Annotated in this window: 18 protein-coding genes; 12 read left to right on the forward strand and 6 right to left on the reverse strand. The window is 61.2% G+C overall.

Annotation, left to right across the window (positions count from 1 at the left end; all coding sequences use genetic code 11):
• Positions 1-63 precede the first annotated feature (63 nt).
• On the forward strand, positions 64-621 hold the full coding sequence (locus tag Cth01_RS08475; RefSeq protein WP_224650880.1) for a bacteriohemerythrin: 558 nt from the start codon (positions 64-66) through the stop codon (positions 619-621).
• 66 nt (positions 622-687) lie between these two features.
• Here the strand turns inward: Cth01_RS08475 and Cth01_RS08480 are convergent, their stop codons facing one another.
• The 4 genes from Cth01_RS08480 to pobA form a co-directional block, all read right to left on the reverse strand.
• Positions 688-1,125 (reverse strand): universal stress protein, encoded by a 438-nt coding sequence (locus Cth01_RS08480; protein ID WP_034352575.1) that lies wholly within the window; start codon positions 1,123-1,125, stop codon positions 688-690.
• Positions 1,126-1,282: 157 nt separating this feature from the next.
• Positions 1,283-1,756 (reverse strand): hypothetical protein, encoded by a 474-nt coding sequence (locus Cth01_RS08485; protein WP_045838943.1) that lies wholly within the window; start codon positions 1,754-1,756, stop codon positions 1,283-1,285.
• A gap of 189 nt (positions 1,757-1,945) precedes the next feature.
• A complete protein-coding gene (locus Cth01_RS08490) occupies positions 1,946-2,725 on the reverse strand; it encodes a 2OG-Fe dioxygenase family protein (protein WP_045838944.1) in 780 nt (259 codons plus the stop codon).
• A gap of 184 nt (positions 2,726-2,909) precedes the next feature.
• Positions 2,910-4,085 carry a 4-hydroxybenzoate 3-monooxygenase gene (pobA, locus tag Cth01_RS08495; RefSeq protein ID WP_045838945.1) on the reverse strand — a complete coding sequence of 392 codons (1,176 nt, stop codon included), beginning with the start codon at positions 4,083-4,085 and terminating at the stop codon, positions 2,910-2,912.
• Between the two features lie 180 nt (positions 4,086-4,265).
• Between pobA and Cth01_RS08500 the strand changes: the two genes are divergently transcribed.
• Positions 4,266-5,054, forward strand: coding sequence for an IclR family transcriptional regulator domain-containing protein (locus tag Cth01_RS08500; RefSeq protein WP_045838946.1), 789 nt, complete (start codon positions 4,266-4,268; stop codon positions 5,052-5,054).
• Between the two features lie 145 nt (positions 5,055-5,199).
• Here Cth01_RS08500 and Cth01_RS08505 read toward each other — a convergent pair whose 3' ends face one another.
• Positions 5,200-6,111, reverse strand: a complete 912-nt coding sequence (locus Cth01_RS08505) for a LysR family transcriptional regulator (RefSeq protein ID WP_034352381.1) — start codon at positions 6,109-6,111, stop codon at positions 5,200-5,202.
• Between the two features lie 188 nt (positions 6,112-6,299).
• Here Cth01_RS08505 and Cth01_RS08510 point away from each other — a divergent pair, with 188 nt between their 5' ends.
• Entirely contained in the window at positions 6,300-7,298 is a 999-nt protein-coding gene (locus tag Cth01_RS08510) for a Bug family tripartite tricarboxylate transporter substrate binding protein (RefSeq protein ID WP_034352378.1), read from the forward strand.
• Positions 7,299-7,415: 117 nt separating this feature from the next.
• Here the strand turns inward: Cth01_RS08510 and Cth01_RS08515 are convergent, their stop codons facing one another.
• Positions 7,416-8,756 (reverse strand): MFS transporter, encoded by a 1,341-nt coding sequence (locus Cth01_RS08515; protein ID WP_034352375.1) that lies wholly within the window; start codon positions 8,754-8,756, stop codon positions 7,416-7,418.
• Between the two features lie 338 nt (positions 8,757-9,094).
• Here Cth01_RS08515 and cyoA point away from each other — a divergent pair, with 338 nt between their 5' ends.
• From cyoA to Cth01_RS08560, 9 genes are all read left to right on the forward strand, one after another.
• Positions 9,095-10,150 (forward strand): ubiquinol oxidase subunit II, encoded by a 1,056-nt coding sequence (gene cyoA / locus Cth01_RS08520; protein WP_045838947.1) that lies wholly within the window; start codon positions 9,095-9,097, stop codon positions 10,148-10,150.
• A gap of 62 nt (positions 10,151-10,212) precedes the next feature.
• Entirely contained in the window at positions 10,213-12,219 is a 2,007-nt protein-coding gene (cyoB, locus tag Cth01_RS08525; protein ID WP_003055500.1) for a cytochrome o ubiquinol oxidase subunit I, read from the forward strand.
• On the forward strand, positions 12,212-12,844 hold the full coding sequence (gene cyoC / locus Cth01_RS08530; RefSeq protein WP_003055501.1) for a cytochrome o ubiquinol oxidase subunit III: 633 nt from the start codon (positions 12,212-12,214) through the stop codon (positions 12,842-12,844). Before cyoB ends, cyoC begins: the two co-directional genes overlap by 8 nt.
• Positions 12,845-13,261, forward strand: coding sequence for a cytochrome o ubiquinol oxidase subunit IV (cyoD, locus tag Cth01_RS08535; protein WP_045838948.1), 417 nt, complete (start codon positions 12,845-12,847; stop codon positions 13,259-13,261). It abuts the gene before it with no gap.
• Between the two features lie 8 nt (positions 13,262-13,269).
• Positions 13,270-14,052: an SURF1 family protein gene (locus tag Cth01_RS08540; RefSeq protein WP_045838949.1), complete on the forward strand. Its 783-nt coding sequence runs from the start codon at positions 13,270-13,272 to the stop codon at positions 14,050-14,052.
• 121 nt (positions 14,053-14,173) lie between these two features.
• Entirely contained in the window at positions 14,174-15,475 is a 1,302-nt protein-coding gene (locus Cth01_RS08545) for an ATP-binding protein (protein ID WP_045838950.1), read from the forward strand.
• Between the two features lie 15 nt (positions 15,476-15,490).
• The gene (locus Cth01_RS08550) at positions 15,491-16,027 is read left to right on the forward strand and encodes a response regulator transcription factor (RefSeq protein ID WP_003069919.1); all 537 of its coding nucleotides are present in this window, start codon (positions 15,491-15,493) and stop codon (positions 16,025-16,027) included.
• Between the two features lie 155 nt (positions 16,028-16,182).
• Positions 16,183-16,611, forward strand: coding sequence for a hypothetical protein (locus Cth01_RS08555; RefSeq protein WP_045838951.1), 429 nt, complete (start codon positions 16,183-16,185; stop codon positions 16,609-16,611).
• A gap of 151 nt (positions 16,612-16,762) precedes the next feature.
• Positions 16,763-17,014, forward strand: coding sequence for a hypothetical protein (locus Cth01_RS08560; RefSeq protein ID WP_045839143.1), 252 nt, complete (start codon positions 16,763-16,765; stop codon positions 17,012-17,014).
• Positions 17,015-17,300: the final 286 nt, after the last annotated feature.

The raw sequence follows: 17,300 nt of genomic DNA on the forward strand, positions 1-17,300 counted from the left end.
TTCGCGCCGCCCTGCCTGGCGCGGATAGACCTGATCTGAATCAATGCGGCATATGACAGGCTCGTGAATACTTCTCCGGAAACCCTTGAATTTCTGGAGAACATCATGGCATTGCTGGTCTGGGTCCCCGAACTGGACACCGGGATTGCGGAGATCGACCGGCAGCACCGCCGCATCGTCGATTACATCAACCGGCTTTACGAGTTGCGCAGCTCGCCAGATCGCGAAGGGCTGGGCGATGTCATCGGCGAGATGATCGACTACACCGTCTCGCACTTCGTCTTCGAGGAAAGCCTGATCGAGAGCGCCGGCTATATGTTCGCAGGGCCGCACAAAAAAGTGCACGAGCTGTTCACGCGCCGCGTGATCGAGATGCAGACCCGCTTCGATGCGGGTGAGGATGTGGCCGCCGAACTGCATGGCATGCTCTCGCGCTGGCTGTTCAACCACATCCGTAACGAAGACCATGGCTATGTGGACTCGGCCAAGGTCTATCTGCGCATGATGTCCAAAGAGAGCGGACACACGGCAGAAAAAGAACGACTCAAGGCGGAAGTGCTGCAGGAGCTGGAATTGCAGCGCAAGAAAAAAGGCTGGCTGGCCCGGCTGCTCAGTCGCTGAGCACCCTTGCTCACAAGAAAAACGGCTCCCTGAGGAGCCGTTGCTTCGTGGGCAGCCGCCTCGCGCTCACTCGCGCACGACCAGCACCGGCACACGCACGGCGCCAAGCACGCGCTGCGTGACGCTGCCCAGCATCAGCTTCTCAAGGCCGCGTCGCCCCTGCGAGCCCATGACGACGAGATCGGCACCCACGCTTTCCATGGTGCGCACAATGCCTTCATGCACCGCATGGCCCTCGCCCACCAGCGTCTTCACGGGCACGCCTGCCTCATCCATGATGGCCTTGACCGCATCCAGGGCGGTGTTGGCTTCGGCGGTGGCCGCGCTCAGATACTGTGACTGGCCGTAGGCAAAGTCGGCGCCCACGCCGGTGAAAGGATAGGGATCGACCACATACACCGCCGTCACGGCGCTGCCGAAGACCTTGGAAAGCTCTGCGGCCTTGTGTGCCGCCAGCATGGAGGGCTTGGAGCCGTCGACCGGAACCAGAATGTGATTGAACATGGACATATGTTTCTCCTTTCAGGTTGCAGGCGACACGGGCCTCAAGCCAGAGGCCCGGGGCAGATGCCGCTCTTGATATAGCGTTGAGTCTGCCTTCATCATGCCTCAGCGTGTTGACATGAATCAACCCTGAAGTTCACGCTGACTGAGGTCTGATTCAGATACAGACATGGGCCGTCTGGTATTCGTAGCATTTGTCCAGCAGAGTGTCGGACTTGTCGGTGATCGTGATGCGAGTGCCGTCTGGGCGCAGCAGGGATACATTCTTGAAGGCTGGCTCATGGGGCTTGCTGGGCGCATCGCGGCGCACGGTCCATTCCTCCCGGACGATGCCGCCCGGCATGTCCAACATCACGACGATCTGCTTGGTATCGTCCGAGAGTCGAATGCACTTGGCATCATTGAGCTCGACCACGGCCCCGGCCGGCGCGGCCAGACCGTAAGGGCACTCCTCCACGCCGTGAATCGGTACCGAGGCATCGCCGAGGGTAATCTCAAGGCCATTGCGAAAGTAGATCGTGGGCTCTTTGGTGTAGGCCGCCTGCGCCGGACGGTCTTGCGAAGGCTTGCAGGCCGCTACTGTGACAAGAGCGGTCAGCGCTGAAATACTAAGGGCGTAAAAACGATTCATATAAAAAACCACGCTCTGCAAGGCGTGGTGTTGGCCAGCTGATCTGGCTTGTTGGATGCAGGGAAGACTCGAAGAGGCGAAAGCTTCGCCGCGACAAGCCTGCATCATGCAGTGTTGATGACGTCACTTTGACGTATTGAGCACGTTACAGTTTTGCTCAAATTTTCCGAACAAAGCCGTCCGGATCAATCAAGCAGCCTGACCCTGCTGCTCCTGGAGCTCGGCCCCCTGGAAGTTGCCGCGGCGATAGGTCAGCACCAGGGTGTCGCGCACGCCGCCGTGCTCGACGGGTTGAATCGGCGTGGTCTCATGAATCATGCGCGCATCGTCGAGCAGCATCACCGACCAGGGCTCGGTCAGCGTGAAGCGCTGGCCGTTGGGACCGCTCGCCTCGAAGACGCGGGTCTCGCCCCCTTTGACGCCCTTGCGCCCCACCAGCAGTACGGCAACCAGGTCGACGCCGTCGCGGTGCGCACCTTCGGGCGTGGGCCGGCCGATACCGTCCGTGGTGTCGATGCGGAACTGGTGCGCCTCGACAAACCAGCGCTCATACAGCTCGTCGGTGCAGAACACCTGATCGGCCAGTTGGCCCAGGGCATTGATCATCGCCAGCCAGGCCGCGCTGGTGGTGGTGCTGTCCTGCATGGGCTCGAACATGCGCTGCATGCCGCCATGCAGCGCGTTGTATTCCACGGGCTGCCAGTGGGCGCGATGAGGCACCTGCTGCACCTGATCGCCTTCGCTGACAAAGCAGGAATGGCGGCGGCGGCGATAGCGGCCTCCATCCTTGAGGAAGGCATCGGGCGGCAGACCCTGCCAGTCCGCATCCATGGCGTGCAGATCGCCCACACTCAGGCCCATCCACTGGGCGAAGTCCTCGGGCTGCAGCACGGCATAGCCGCGCGTGCGCAAGGACTGGGCTGCCTCGGCAGCGGCAATATAGGGAGGGGAAAACATGATGTGCGCCATAAGGTCGGCAAGCTTACTCCTCGCAGGCCCTGCTGGCTTGTGCCTTGGCATCAAAATTTACGCAAGGCAGCATCAACCAAATTGCATGGATGAAAAAATGCCTGCATCGCACACAGCAATGCAGGCAGAACGCAAGGCACCGGGCCTTCATCACCAGGGTGATGAAAGCCAGGCAGTCTCGGGCTTAAACCAGAGGCAGACCCACATAGTTCTCGGCCAGCGAGGTCGCGCCGGCTTCGGAGTGGACGATGTAGTCCAGCTCGGCTTCCTGCACCTTCGTGTTGAACTCGCCCTCGCCGGGGAAGTTGTGCAGCATGGAAGTCATCCACCAGGAGAAGCGCTCGGCCTTCCAGACACGGCGCAGGCACTGCTCGGAGTAGCGGTCGATGCCGGCCTCGGACTGCTCCTTGTAGTACTCGACAAAGGCTTGCGACAGATAACCCACGTCGGAAGCTGCCAGGTTCAGGCCCTTGGCGCCGGTGGGGGGCACGATGTGCGCGGCATCGCCGGCCAGGAACATGCGGCCGAAGCGCATGGGCTCGGTCACAAAGCTACGCAGCGGTGCAATGCTTTTTTCCAGCGATGGGCCGGTCACCAGATTGGCGCGGGCTTCGGGGTCCAGGCGCTTCTTGAGCTCTTCCCAGAACGCTTCGTCGCTCCAGTCCTCGACCTTGTCGGTCAGCGGCACCTGCAGATAGTAGCGGCTGCGCGTGGCGCTGCGCTGGCTGCACAGGGCAAAGCCGCGCTCGGTGTTGGCATAGATCAGCTCGTGCGACACGGGCGGCGTATCCGAGAGCAGGCCCAGCCAGCCGAAGGGATAGACCTTCTCGAAGGTCTTGATCTTGTCCTGAGGAGCGCTGGCTCGGCAGATGCCGTGAAAGCCGTCGCAGCCGGCGATGAAGTCGCACTCGATCTCGTGCACCTGGCCGTCTTTTTCGTAACGCACCTTGGGCTTGTCGCTCTCGAAGTCCACGGGCTGCACATGGCTGGCCTCGTAGACCGTGGTCAGACCCTCCTGGGCGCGCACTTCCATCAGATCGCGGGTCACCTCGGTCTGACCATAGACCATCACGCGCTTGCCGCCGGTCAGGTCATGCAGATTGATGCGGTGGCGCTTGCCCTTGAACAGCAGCTCGATGCCGTCATGAGGCAGACCTTCCTCATTCATGCGCTTGTCGGCACCCGCCTGCTTGAGCAGATCCACCGTCACCTGCTCCAGCACGCCGGCGCGGATGCGGCCCAGCACATAGTCGGCGCTGCGCTGCTCGATGATGATGTTGTCGATGCCCGCCTTGTAGAGCAACTGCCCCAGCAGCAGACCCGAGGGACCGGCACCGATGATGGCGACTTGTGTACGCATGAATATGACTCCTTGTTATGGCTCAAAAACCTGTCGATCGGCGCGCGTGACGACGCCGATTGGGCTGTGCAGCAAGACTAAGTTTTGTGCTGCATCAAGACAAAGGAGAGAATCGATGTTTGCGCGATAATCGCACAATGAGAACGATGATCGCGCAAAACAAGAAATGCGGAACCCTCCATGAATGACCATGGCTCACCCTCCATCGCCCCGGCAGACTTCATTGCCGGCCTGGCCAAGGGCCTGGCCGTACTGGAAAGCTTCGACACCGAGCGCCAGCGCCTGAACGCCACCATGGCCGCCGAGCGCGCCGGCATCACGCGCGCCGCAGCCAGGCGCCATCTGCTCACGCTGGCCTATCTCGGCTACCTGGAGTCCGATGGCAGCTATTTCTGGCTGGCTCCCAAGGTGCTGCGCCTGTCGGGCAGCTATCTGGCCTCGGCCCGGCTGCCGCGCATCGTGCAACCCGTGCTGCACAGACTGGCAGCGCAGACCGGACTGTCCTACTCCTGCGTGGTGCGCGAGGGCCGCGAAGTCGTCATCGTCGCTCGCAGCGCCGTTCATGAGAAGGGCGAACGGCTGATGGCCCACGGACTGCATCTGGGCACACGCCTGCCGGCGCATGCCACGTCCACCGGCCGGGTGCTGCTGGCCTCGCTCTCAAGCTCGGAGCTTGACGACTGGCTGGCCGCCTATGACCTACCCAAGCTGACGGCGCACACGGTCTCCGACGGTGCTGCGCTGAAGACCTTGCTCGACGAGGTGCGCCGCCTCGACTACTGCATGGCGCTTGAGGAGCATGAACTGGCCATTCAGGCCGTGGCCGTGCCGCTGCGCAATATGCGCGGACGCACCGTGGCAGCTATGAATGTGGTGACATCGGCCAAACGCATGAGCCCGCAAACCATGCAGCAGGAAATACTGCCGCTGCTGCAGGAGGCCGCGAGAACCTTGCGCCCCCAGCTTTGACGCTATTAATATCAAAGCTTATTGCGCTTGCCCTTCATTGATTTCAGATAAAAATAAGGTTGAAATCCATATTCAACAAGCGCAACCAGCTCCCCTAACAGGAGCATGAACCAGCAGCGGCCATACCCCGGAGCAGGCCAGTCGTTCAGATATGACCGCTCTCCACCGAGCACACCTGCATGCTGAGGCGGCGCAGCAACTCGGCCGTGCGGCGCATCAGCGGCGTGGACTTCTTTTTGGCGGGCTGCACCAGGCACAATGTGCTGACGATATGCGGCGACTTGATAGGCACTTCCACCAGCGCAGCATCCGTGGCATGACTGTGCATGGCGCTATCGGTCAGCGCCGCATAGCCATAGCCGCCGCGCACCAGATCCAGAATGGCAGGCACGCTGGAAACCTCCCAGACCACATTGAGCTTGACCTGGGACAGCGTGGCCTGGGCCTCCATCAGCTTGCGGAAAATCTGCCCGTGCTGGGGCATGATCAACGGGAACTCGGCCAGATGCTCGAACGGAATGCTGGTGCGCCCTGCCAGCGTGCTGGCCGGGCCGATCAGGCACAGGCGCTCTTCGAGCACGGGCGAGACCTCGATCTGCGGGTGCGGCTCCGGCGTGTAGACCAGGCCCAGATCCATGCGCCCCGAAGTCAGCCACTCCGAGATATTCATCGAAAAACCTTCGACCACCGCCAGCCTGGCCTTGGGCATTTCGCGACTGAAGCCGTCGATCAGGGGCAGGGTCAGGCGCCGCGCCAGGCTCGGCGGCAAGCCGACCGTGATACGCCCCACGGGCTCGTCGCGCTGACTGCCCAGATCCTCCTTGGCCATGGCCACGCGCTGCATGATGGCATGGCCATGCTCGAGCAGGCGGCGCCCCGCATCGGTCAGCGTCACGCCGCGCCCGGTGCGTATCAGCAGGGTCTCGCGCAACTCGGTTTCCAGGGCCCGTACCTGACGGCTGAGCGCCGGCTGGGCAGTGTCCAGCAGTACAGCAGCCTTGCTGAAGCTCCCCACTTCGGCCACCCGAACAAAGGTCTCTATCTGCTGCAGATTCATGCTCACACCTTTCAAAACAAGCTATGCTATTTTGCTATAGCTGCTAGCCTCAGCTAGACCTAGGTGTTTATGACCCAAGTGACACAATGTAATCAACTGGGCCTGAATATCTAAAAATAACAGCCGACGATATCAACAATGCGTGGTCCACACGCAATTCATCATCGACATCCTTCCAGGGAGACAAAATGACCCATAAGCTCAATATGAGCCGTCGCCAAGCTGCATTCGCACTCGGCGCCATTGCCGCAGCCGTGGCAGCCCCCTCTTTCGCCCAGGGCGACAAGTGGCCCACCAAGTCCTCGCGCATCATCAACCCCTTCCCCGTAGGCGGTGGCCCCGATGGCCTGTCGCGCCTGGTGGCCGACAAGCTGGGCCGCGCCTGGGGTCAGCCCGTGGTGGTGGAAAATCGTCCCGGCGGCAACGGCTTCATCGCCATCAGCGAATTCAAGCGCGGCGCAACCGACGGCACGGACATGATCCAGCTGGACAACGTCCATATCGCCGCCTACCCCCACCTGTTCAAGAAGCTGCCCTACGACCTGAACAAGGACTTCGAAATCCTGATGCCCTTGTTCCGCAACTTCTTCTTTGTCTGCGTGCCCGTCAACAGCCCCTACAAGACCATCGGCGACCTGATTGCCGACGCCAAGGCGCACCCCGGCAAGCTGAACTACGGCTCCTGGTCCGTGGGCAACCCTGTTCACCTGGGCTCGGCCCTGCTGGAAAACCAGACCGGCACCAAGATGGAGCATGTGATCTACAAGGAAACCAGCCAGCTGTACCAGGGCGTTGCCAATGGCGAGCTGACTTTTGCCCTGGGCTCCCTGGGCACTGCAGGCCCTCTGGTGCGTGGCGGCAAGCTGCGCTTCCTGGCCGTGGCAGCTCCCAGCCGCATTGCCGGCTTCGAGAACGTGCCCACGGTGTCCGAATCGGGCGGCCCCAAGGACTTCACTGCCATCGGCTGGAATGCCCTGGCTGTGCGTCCCGGCACACCCCCCGCCGTGATCGAAAAGATCCGCACCGATGTGCGTCAGGCCCTGACAGGCCAGGACGTCAAGGACAAGTTCGCAGCCTTCGGCTACGAATCCTTCAATCCCACGCCTGCCGAGTTCAAGGCCTTCATGGCCTCCGAGAGCAAGCGTTTCGGTGATGTCATCAAGAAGGCCGGTCTGGCACTGGACTGATCCGTCTTTCAGTCGATAAAAAGCCGCCTCTTGCAGGCGGCTTTTTCATGTCCCCTGGCATCAAGAAAAACGCCCGATGCAAGCACCGGGCGTTTTGCAGGGAAGTTCACTAACTTCTTATTGGTCGCGCGCCTCGATGGCACGGTTGATGCCCAGGGCCGCCAGCGTGCACAAGGCGCCCGACAGCAGATAGATACCCAGCGCCACCAGTCCGAACTTTGCCGACACACCCAGGGCCACCAGGGGCGCAAACGCCGCACCGATGAGCCAGGCCATGTCCGTGGACAGGGCCGCACCGGTGTAACGGTAGCGCGACGAGAAGTTGGATGTCACCGTGCCCGATGCCTGGCCGTAGGACAGGCCCAGCAGCACAAAGCCCACCAGGATGAACACATTGTTGCCGGTGCTGCCGCTGCCCAGCAACCAGGGCGCGAGAAAGCTGAAGATGCCGATCAGGCAGGCCATGGTGCCCAGGGTGTTGCGACGCCCCACTCGGTCCGCCAGCCAGCCCGACAGCATGATGGCCGCGCCTGCCAGCAGTGCACCGATGATCTGCACCACCAGCACTTCGGTCATGGACTGGTCGGAGTACATGGAAATCCACGACAGCGGGAACACGGTCACCAGATGGAACAGCGCAAAGCTGGCCAGTGCAGCGAAGGCGCCGATCATCACATTGCGGCCTTCGTTGGCCATGAGACTGGTCACGCTGATGGGCTCCAGCTCACGCTCCTGCAGAAGCTGGGTATAGGACTGGCCCACGACCAGACGCAGGCGCGCAAACAGCGCCACCACGTTGATGGCGAAGGCCACGCAGAAGGGGTAGCGCCAGCCATAGCTCATGAACTCGTCGGCCGTCAGGCTGGAGTACAGATAGGCAAACAGCGCCGCCGCAATGATGAAACCCAGCGGCGCCCCGAGCTGACCGATCATCGAATACCAGCCGCGCTTGTTCGGCGGCGCGGACATGGCCAGCAGCGAAGGCAAGCCGTCCCAGGAGCCCCCGAGCGCCAGGCCCTGGCCGATGCGCAGGATCACCAGCGCCCAGACGGCCTTCATGCCCGCTGTCTCATAGCTGGGCAGGAAGGTCATGCCCACCGTGCACACGCCCAGCAGAAGCAGCGCCAGAGTCAGCTTGGTGGCACGCCCCCAGACCCGCTGCACGGCCATGGACAGCGCCGTGCCCACGGGGCGGGCCACAAAGGCCAACGAGAAGATGGCAAACGCGGCCAGCGTGCCATCGAGCTTGGATAAATAGGGAAACAGCAGCGAGGGAAACACCAGCACGCAGGCGATGCCGAACACGAAGAAGTCAAAGTACTCGGAAGAGCGCCCGATGATCACCCCCACGGCAATCTCGCCGGGGGTCACATCCTCGTCGGTATGCGCATAGGCCAGGGTTTCCGAGTTCTCATAGTCTTGCTGAGTAAGACCAACGGACGGGTTCATGCTTGTCATAAAGGTACAACTCCTTGTCTTACTTTTCAGTCCCGGGGACGCTTTCCGTTCTACGCCCAAGCATGTGCAGCTGCAATAGAGTTTTTGCCCTGAACACTGTCAGCCCAGCCCCGTGCAGGCCCCGTTTCTGAGGGCTGATTTGACAATTTCAAGCCCTGTCAGCTCAAAGTTTGTCCACGCGCCAAAGCCGCTAAACCCTTGTCGCATAGCGCATTTCCAATCCCGAGCTGTTGACCTTGGACAAAATGTCCAATGGACAAGCCACTGTTTGGTATTACATTTGCCGAGATCCAGTAATCCGCGTTTACACCTAAGCGCGACTTTGTCACGCCCAAAGCATGTTAAAAATCAAGGAAATCCGTGGGCCCGCGTGGCTCTCAGCGGCCGCTTTGACCGCAACCCTCGCAGGTTGCAGCAAGGCCGTCGTCCTCAACCCAGCTGGCGATGTCGCCAAGCAGCAAGGCGATCTGGTCATTACGGCCACTTTGCTGATGTTGCTCATCATCGTCCCCGTCATCTTTTTGACGCTGCTGTTTGCCTGGAAATACCGCCAGTCCAACACCGAAGCCAAGTACGACCCCGAATGGCACCACTCCACTGCGCTGGAACTGGTGATCTGGACGGTTCCCCTGCTCATCATCATCGCTTTGGGCGCCATTACCTGGATCAGCACCCACAAGCTCGACCCTTATCGTCCCCTGGACCGCATCTCCGCCACCAAGGCTCTGGACCCCAACGTCAAGCCTCTGGAGATCCAGGTCGTGTCTCTGGACTGGAAATGGCTGTTCTTCTACCCTGAGCAAGGCATTGCCACCGTCAACGAAGTGGCTGCCCCAGTGGATCGCCCCATTCACTTCAAGCTGACCTCCACCCACACCATGAACGCGTTCTACGTTCCTGATCTGGCCGGCATGATCTACACCATGCCCGGCATGCAGACCGAGCTGAACGCCGTGATCAACAAGCCAGGTGTCTATGGCGGCAAGTCCTCTCACTACAGCGGCGCTGGTTTTGCCGGCATGACCTTCAAGTTCCACGGCCTGGAAAACGAGCAGTTCGATCAGTGGGTTGCCAAGGCCAAGACCGAAGGCAAGGCCCTGACACGCGATGCCTATATCGATCTGGCCAAGCCCAGCGAGCGCAACCCCGTTGAACGCTTCGCCAGCGTGGACGAAGGCCTGTACCACAAGGTCCTCAACCGCTGCGTGGAAGACGGCAAGATGTGCATGAGCGAGATGATGGCCATCGACGCCGCCGGCGGCAAGGCACCTGCACACCACAGCAAGACCTCCAGCGTGGCCCTGCCCCTGGATGTCTGCACTTCCAAAGACGCTGACCGCGTTGTCGCCCTGCTCGACGAAGTCGCCGCCTCCGGAGCTGTCGCACAGCAATAAGTAGTTCACGGTGCGGATGCGCTCACCGCCCAGCCGCTCCAATACGACAAAAGAGACTCAACATGTCTGAAACAACAACCCCGGCCTCCCACTGGCTGTTGGGCCGTATCACATGGGACCAGATTCCCATGACGCATGAGCCCATCGTGCTCTTGACCTTTATTGCCGTGGTGCTTGGCGGCCTCGTCGTGGTCGGCGGCATCACCAAGTTCCGCCTCTGGGCTCCGCTGTGGAACGACTGGATCACCTCCATTGACCACAAGAAGATCGGCATCATGTACATGATCCTCGGTCTGGTCATGTTCCTGCGCGGCTTTGCCGATGCCGTGATGATGCGTCTGCAGCAGTCCATGGCCTTCGGCGACAACATGGGCTACCTGCCTCCTCACCACTACGACCAGATCTTCACGGCCCACGGCGTGATCATGATCTTCTTCGTGGCGATGCCCTTCGTGACCGGCCTGATGAACTACCTGGTTCCTCTGCAGATCGGCGCACGTGACGTGTCCTTCCCGTTCCTGAACAACTTCAGCTTCTGGATGACCACCGGCGGCGCCGTGCTGGTGATGATCTCCCTGTTCCTGGGCGAGTTCTCCACCTCCGGCTGGCTGGCTCTGTCCAATCTGGGGCATCAGAGCGGCAGCACGGGTCTTGATTACTACATCTGGGGCCTGCAGGTCGCCGGTGTGGGCACGACCTTGTCAGGCATCAACCTGATCGTGACCATCATCAAGATGCGCGCTCCCGGCATGAACCTGATGAAGATGCCCGTCTTCACCTGGACTGCCCTGTGCACCAACGCCCTGATCGTGGCATCCTTCCCCGTGCTGACCGCAGCCCTGGTGCTGATGTCGCTGGACCGCTACGTCGGCACCAACTTCTTCACGAACGAGCTGGGCGGCAACCCCATGCTGTACGTGAACCTGATCTGGATCTGGGGTCACCCCGAGGTCTACATCCTGATCCTGCCCTGCTTCGGCGTGTTCTCCGAAATCGTGGCAACGTTCAGCCGCAAGCGTCTGTTCGGCTACACCTCGATGGTTTACGCCACCGTGTGTATCACCATCCTGTCCTACCTGGTGTGGCTGCACCACTTCTTCACCATGGGCTCGGGTGCCAGCGTGAATACCTTCTTCGGTATCACCACGATGATCATCTCCATCCCCACGGGCGCGAAGATCTTCAACTGGCTGTTCACCATGTACCGCGGCCGCATCCGCTTCTCGGTGCCCATGCTGTGGACTGTGGGCTTCATGGTCACCTTCGCCATCGGCGGCATGACCGGTGTGCTGCTGGCCGTGCCTCCCGCAGACTTCGTGCTGCACAACTCGCTATTCCTGATTGCTCACTTCCACAACGTGATCATCGGCGGCGTGGTGTTTGCCGTGTTTGCCGGCATCAACTACTGGTTCCCCAAGGCTTTCGGCTTCCGACTCAATGAGTTCTGGGGCAAGGCTTCGTTCTGGTTCTGGCTGGTCGGCTTCTGGGTTGCCTTCACTCCCCTGTACATCCTGGGTCTGATGGGCGTGACTCGCCGCGCCAACCACTTCGACGATCCCTCGCTGCAGATCTGGTTCATCATCGCTGCCTGCGGTGCTGCCCTGATCGCTGCCGGTATCGGCTGCTTCTTCATCCAGCTGGCCGTGTCCATCTGGAAGCGCGACGAGCTGCGTGACGTGACCGGCGACCCATGGGAAGGCCGTACCCTGGAGTGGGCTACTTCCTCGCCCCCTCCCCAGTACAACTTCGCCTTCACCCCCGTGGTGCACGACATCGACGCCTGGACCGACATGAAGAAGCATGGCTATCAGCGTCCGCTGAGCGGCTTCGAGCCCATCCACATGCCCGCCAATACCGGCGCCGGCGTGGTGATTGCCGGCCTGTCCACCGTTCTGGGCTTTGCTCTGATCTGGCACATGTGGCCTCTGACGATCGCTTCGTTCGTCGCAACCATCCTGGCTTCGATCATTCATACCTTCAACTACAAGCGTGACTACTACATCCCTGCGGCCGAAGTGGCCACAACGGAAGAAGCACGTACCAAGCAGCTTGCAGCAGCCCATGTCTAATACACATATCAACGCTGGCGGCGCAGCCGCCCTGGCTACTCGCGAGTACCACCTCGCGCATGAGCCCCATCCGGAAAACGGCACCTCGCTGGGCTTCTGGCTCTACCTGATGAGCGACTGCCTGATCTTTGCCGCACTGTTCGCCACCTATGGCGTGCTGGGCCGCAGCTATGCAGGCGGCCCCTCGGGCAAGGATCTGTTCGATCTGTCGCTGGTGGCCGTCAACACGGCCTTCCTGCTGATGTCGTCCATCACCTTCGGCTTTGCCATGCTGCAAAAGCAGAAGAAGAACGTGAACGGCACTCTGCTGTGGCTGGCCGTCACCGGCCTGCTGGGCGCAGCCTTCCTGGCCGTGGAACTCTATGAGTTCCACCACCTGATCCATCAAGGTGCAACGCCTCAGAGCAGCGCCTTCCTGTCGTCCTTCTTCACACTGGTGGGCACGCACGGTATCCACGTGACCTTCGGTCTGGTCTGGCTGATCACCCTGATGATCCAGATCAAGAAGCACGGCCTGATCAATGAGAACGTGCGCCGTATCAACTGCCTGTCCATGTTCTGGCACTTCTTGGACGTGGTCTGGATCGGTGTGTTCACCTTTGTGTATCTGATGGGGGTGCTGTAAATGAGCGCACACGATATCCACGCCGGTCATGACGATCACCACGATCACGACGACCTGCACGTCACCATGGGTGACTATGTAAAGGGCTTCATCCTGGCCGTCATCCTGACCGCCATCCCCTTCTACCTGGTCATGAACAACGTCATCACCGACCGCACCACGGCCGTGGCCGTGCTGGGCCTGTTCGCAGTAATCCAGGTGGTCGTGCACATGGTGTACTTCCTGCACATGAACGGCAAGATCCAGGGCGGCTGGACCATGCTGTCCACCATCTTCACGGTGATCTTCCTGGCGATTGCGATCTCCGGCACGCTTTGGGTCATGTTCCACATGAACACCAACATGATGCCCGGTCATGAAATGCACCAGGCCGCAGGCCATGCAGATCACACGGCTCCCGCAGCTGTCACACCTTGACTGACCTCATGAAGAACCAGAGCGCTGCGCGGCAGCGCTCTCCCTTCGCCAAGGCGATGCTCGCGTTTGTGGGCATCGCCTTGTTTTTAGGGTTCATGGCTCTGGGCACCTGGCAGGTGCAGCGCCGCGCCTGGAAGCTCGACCTCATCGAGCGCGTGGAGCAGCGCGTGCACAGCGCCCCCGTGGCTTTGCCCGAGCCCGGCCAATGGCCGCAGATCAATGCCGCCAGCCACGAGTACCTGCCCGTTACGGCACAGGGCCAATGGCTGGACAGGCAAAGCGTGCTGGCCAAGGCCTTGACCGAAGCCGGCGCGGGCTTCTGGCTCATGACGCCGCTGCAGCTGAGCGATGGCACACAGGTTCTGGTCAACCGCGGCTTCACGCCCGAGAAGCTGCGCGGCCAGTGGCTCAAGCAGATTGCCGAAGCCGGGCCATCCGCCGAGACCGTCACCGTCATCGGCCTGATACGCATGAGCGAGCCCGGCGGCGGCTTTTTGCGCAAGAACGATCCTACCAACGACCAGTGGTACTCGCGCGATGTCGCCGCCATCGCCCAGGCCCAGGGTCTGAACAGGCCCGCCCCCTACTTCATAGACCAGGGCGTGCCTGCCAGCAACCCGGCCCATGCCCGGGCAGAGGCCGGTACCGAAGTCCTGCGCCCCGGCATGACGGTCATCCGCTTCCCGAACAGTCATCTGGTCTATGCCCTGACTTGGTACGGGCTGGCCATCATGGTGATCGGAGCGGCCTGGCTGGTACGCCGGCACGACAAGGCGGTTGCCAAAAGCTGATGCCTCCCCCTGAAAAGCGCTCCCCGGAGCGCTTTTTTTCGGCCCTTTAAGGCGGTGCCTACATCAGGAACGCATAGCCCCAGAGGCGTCCGTGGCAGCCCCGCTCGGTGACAATTGCGCGGTGAGCCAAATTTCCGATTCCCTGTTTCGCGTACAGCGCCTGACCGAGCGGCAGAACATGCAGCTGCTGATTCAGCTGCGCTGGATTGCCGTGGTCGGCCAGGTCGTCACCATCTCGCTGGTGCACTACGGCTTTCAGATTGCACTGCCCCTGCTGCCCATGGCGCTGGTGCTCGTGGCCCTGGTGGCCACCAACCTGGCCTATATCTACTGGAGCCAGGGCCTGCACCGCCCCGTGACCTCGCGCAGCGTCTTCTATGCGCTGCTGGCCGATGTGCTGGCCCTGACCATTCAGCTGTACCTGAGCGGCGGTGCCAGCAACCCCTTTATCTATCTGTATCTGCTGCAGGGCATTCTGAGCGCCGTGCTGCTGCCCGCCCACTACACCTGGTGCGTGGTCGCGGCCTCTTTTGTCGGAGTCCTGGGCCTGACCCTGTTTCACCAGCCTCTGCATGTGCAGTTCGTGAGTCAGGAAGGCCTGCCCAGCCTCTATGTGGTGGGCGTGCTCATCAGCTTTGCGCTGACCAGCATCCTGACCATCGTCTTTCTGACGCGCATCGTCGAGAACACGCGCCGCCGCGACAAGCGCATCTCCAATATGCGCCAGCGCGCCAGCGAGGAAGAACATATCGTGCGCCTGGGCCTGCTGGCTACCGGCGCGGCCCACGAGCTGGGCACGCCCATGGCCACCATGTCCGTGATCCTGGGCGACTGGCAGCATATGCCGGCACTCATGCAGGACGAGGATCTGCGTGAGGACCTGCAGGAAATGCAGCGCCAGCTGCTGCGCTGCAAGTCCATCGTCTCGGGCGTGCTGCTGTCCGCCGGCGAGACCCGGGCTGAAGGCACGAAAAGCACCACCTTTGCGAGCTTTGTGCAAGGCGTGGTCAGCCACTGGCAGACCCATAACAGCCTGCAGCACTTTGCGCTGCACCAGCAGGGCGTGAGGGACTTCGCCATGCTCTCGGATACTGCATTGCAGCAAATGATTTGCAATTTGCTGGACAATGCCCTCGAAGCCTCACCCGACTGGGTGGAGCTGACCCTGAGCAGCGATCACGACCAGATACGCATCCAGGTGCGCGACCATGGTCCGGGCTTCGATGCCGCCGTGCTGCAGCAGCTGGGCCAATGCCATGTCTCCACCAAGCAGGAGCGTCCTGGCCGCGGCCTGGGCCTGTTTCTGGTGACCAACGTGGCCCGCGCCCTGGGCGGCCGCGTTCATGCCGGCAATCTGCCGGCTCAGCAAGGCGGAGGTGCTCTGGTGGAGGTCAGCCTGCCCCAGTCCGCTCTCGCGATTTAAGACATTGTGGTTTGCATGGAAGAAGACCGTTTACTGCTGCTGGTTGAAGATGACGCGGCATTTGCACGCACCCTCAAGCGCTCGTTCGAGCGCCGGGGCTACCGTGTGCTGCATGCCACCAGCGGCGAGGAAGTGCAGCTGCTGCTGACCCAGCACCGGCCGCAATATGCGGTCATGGACCTGAAGCTGGCCGGCAATGCCTCGGGCCTGAACTGCGTGCAGATGCTGCATCTGCACAACCCCGATGCGCTCATCGTCGTTCTCACCGGCTACGCAAGCATTGCCACGGCGGTGGAAGCCGTCAAGCTGGGCGCCTGCCACTACCTGGCCAAGCCCTCGAATACCGACGATATCGAAGCCGCCTTCGGGCGGGTCGAAGGCCGCACCGACGTGGAGGTCAGCAGCCAGACCACCTCCATCAAGACGCTGGAATGGGAGCATATTCACGAGACCCTGGCCGAGTCCGGCTTCAACATCTCCGAGGCCGCACGTCGCCTGGGCATGCACCGGCGCACTCTGGCGCGCAAGCTGGAAAAGCGCCAGGTCAAGTGACTGGCGTCAGGCTCAAACAGCAATGCTGATAGCTGGCACCGCTTCTCCGCATTGCCTTTCAAATACAAAAGTATCTGAAATCGTCATGCAGCAAGCGATAACAGCTCCTTTTTCATTGTTTTCGCGGCCTCGTTCCAGCGCACCGGCAGACGTCCATGAAGCAGCAGCAACAGCGGCAACCCCGACTCATAGGAACCACCGGCCTCGGCCTGCTGGTTCTGTCCTATGCAACTGCCCTGCCCTGGCTGCTACGGGGCGAAGCCGTGGACCTGGTGCCTTTTCTCTGCGCCCTGGTCTTTGGCTGTTGCCTCATCCGTCCTGTCACGCTCGCCTTCGAGCGCGCATCCAAGCGTGCCAAGGCCCTGGCCGTCACGCTGCTGGCCCTGCTTGCCGCCGCCATCGCGACCGCCGTGGCCGGCGGCCATGTTCAAAGCTGGCTCGCACATCTGCGCACCATGCCGCTGTGGCAGGCCAACCACCTCTTCTTTTTGTTCTTCGCCTTGCTGCCTCTGAGCAAGGGCATCATCGTCGCTGCGCTCAACTTCATCAGCCAGGTCGCACGCGGCACAGCAGGCAGGCCCTAGGCATGCTCCAAAGCCGTTTTCTTGCGGCAGTCCGGCTCAGCAACCTCGGCCGGCCATCACGACAGGGCAGCGCACCGGGTCCGGTCCGAGTCGGCCGCGAAGCCCCGCATTCACGGCTGAGCCATCTATAGTTGCCGCGGAGATGTACGATATGAAAACCCTGAGCCGACTTGTTCTCTCCGCCTTTGTGGCACTGCTTGCCAGCCTGGTCGTGGCGGCGCTTTTTCTGCCGTTTCACAGCATCTTCCTGCCTCCCGACGGGGTCAGCTGCCTGAATCAAGGCATAGCGGAATGCATGCGCGCCCTGGAGATAAGCCTGCTCGTCTACGGCCCCCTGTTCTGCATCATCGGCGTTCTGATCGGCACTCCGATCTTCATGCTGCTTCTGTACCTGCGCGATTGATCAGGCAGCCCTGCCTGGGCATTGACGTGCGGCCCTATCGTGGTCCGCAGGACAAAACATTCCGCCAAAGCTTGCGCCCATTCAGGCTACAAGCACCGAAACGACCGCATTGGCAGCTGCTGCATCCGCCAGGACCACTCCATAGAACCTGATGGGCGAATCATCATTCATAGCCGACTTCGCCCGCGACCAGCAGTACTCAGACATAAAAGCACCTGAATTACATGCCAAACAAGCGATAAGAGCTCTCATAAAGAGAGCAAACACAGGCCAGGCGGACAACAAA

It is taken from the genome of Comamonas thiooxydans (assembly GCF_000964545.1).
Classification (GTDB): Bacteria; Pseudomonadota; Gammaproteobacteria; order Burkholderiales; family Burkholderiaceae_C; genus Comamonas; species Comamonas thiooxydans.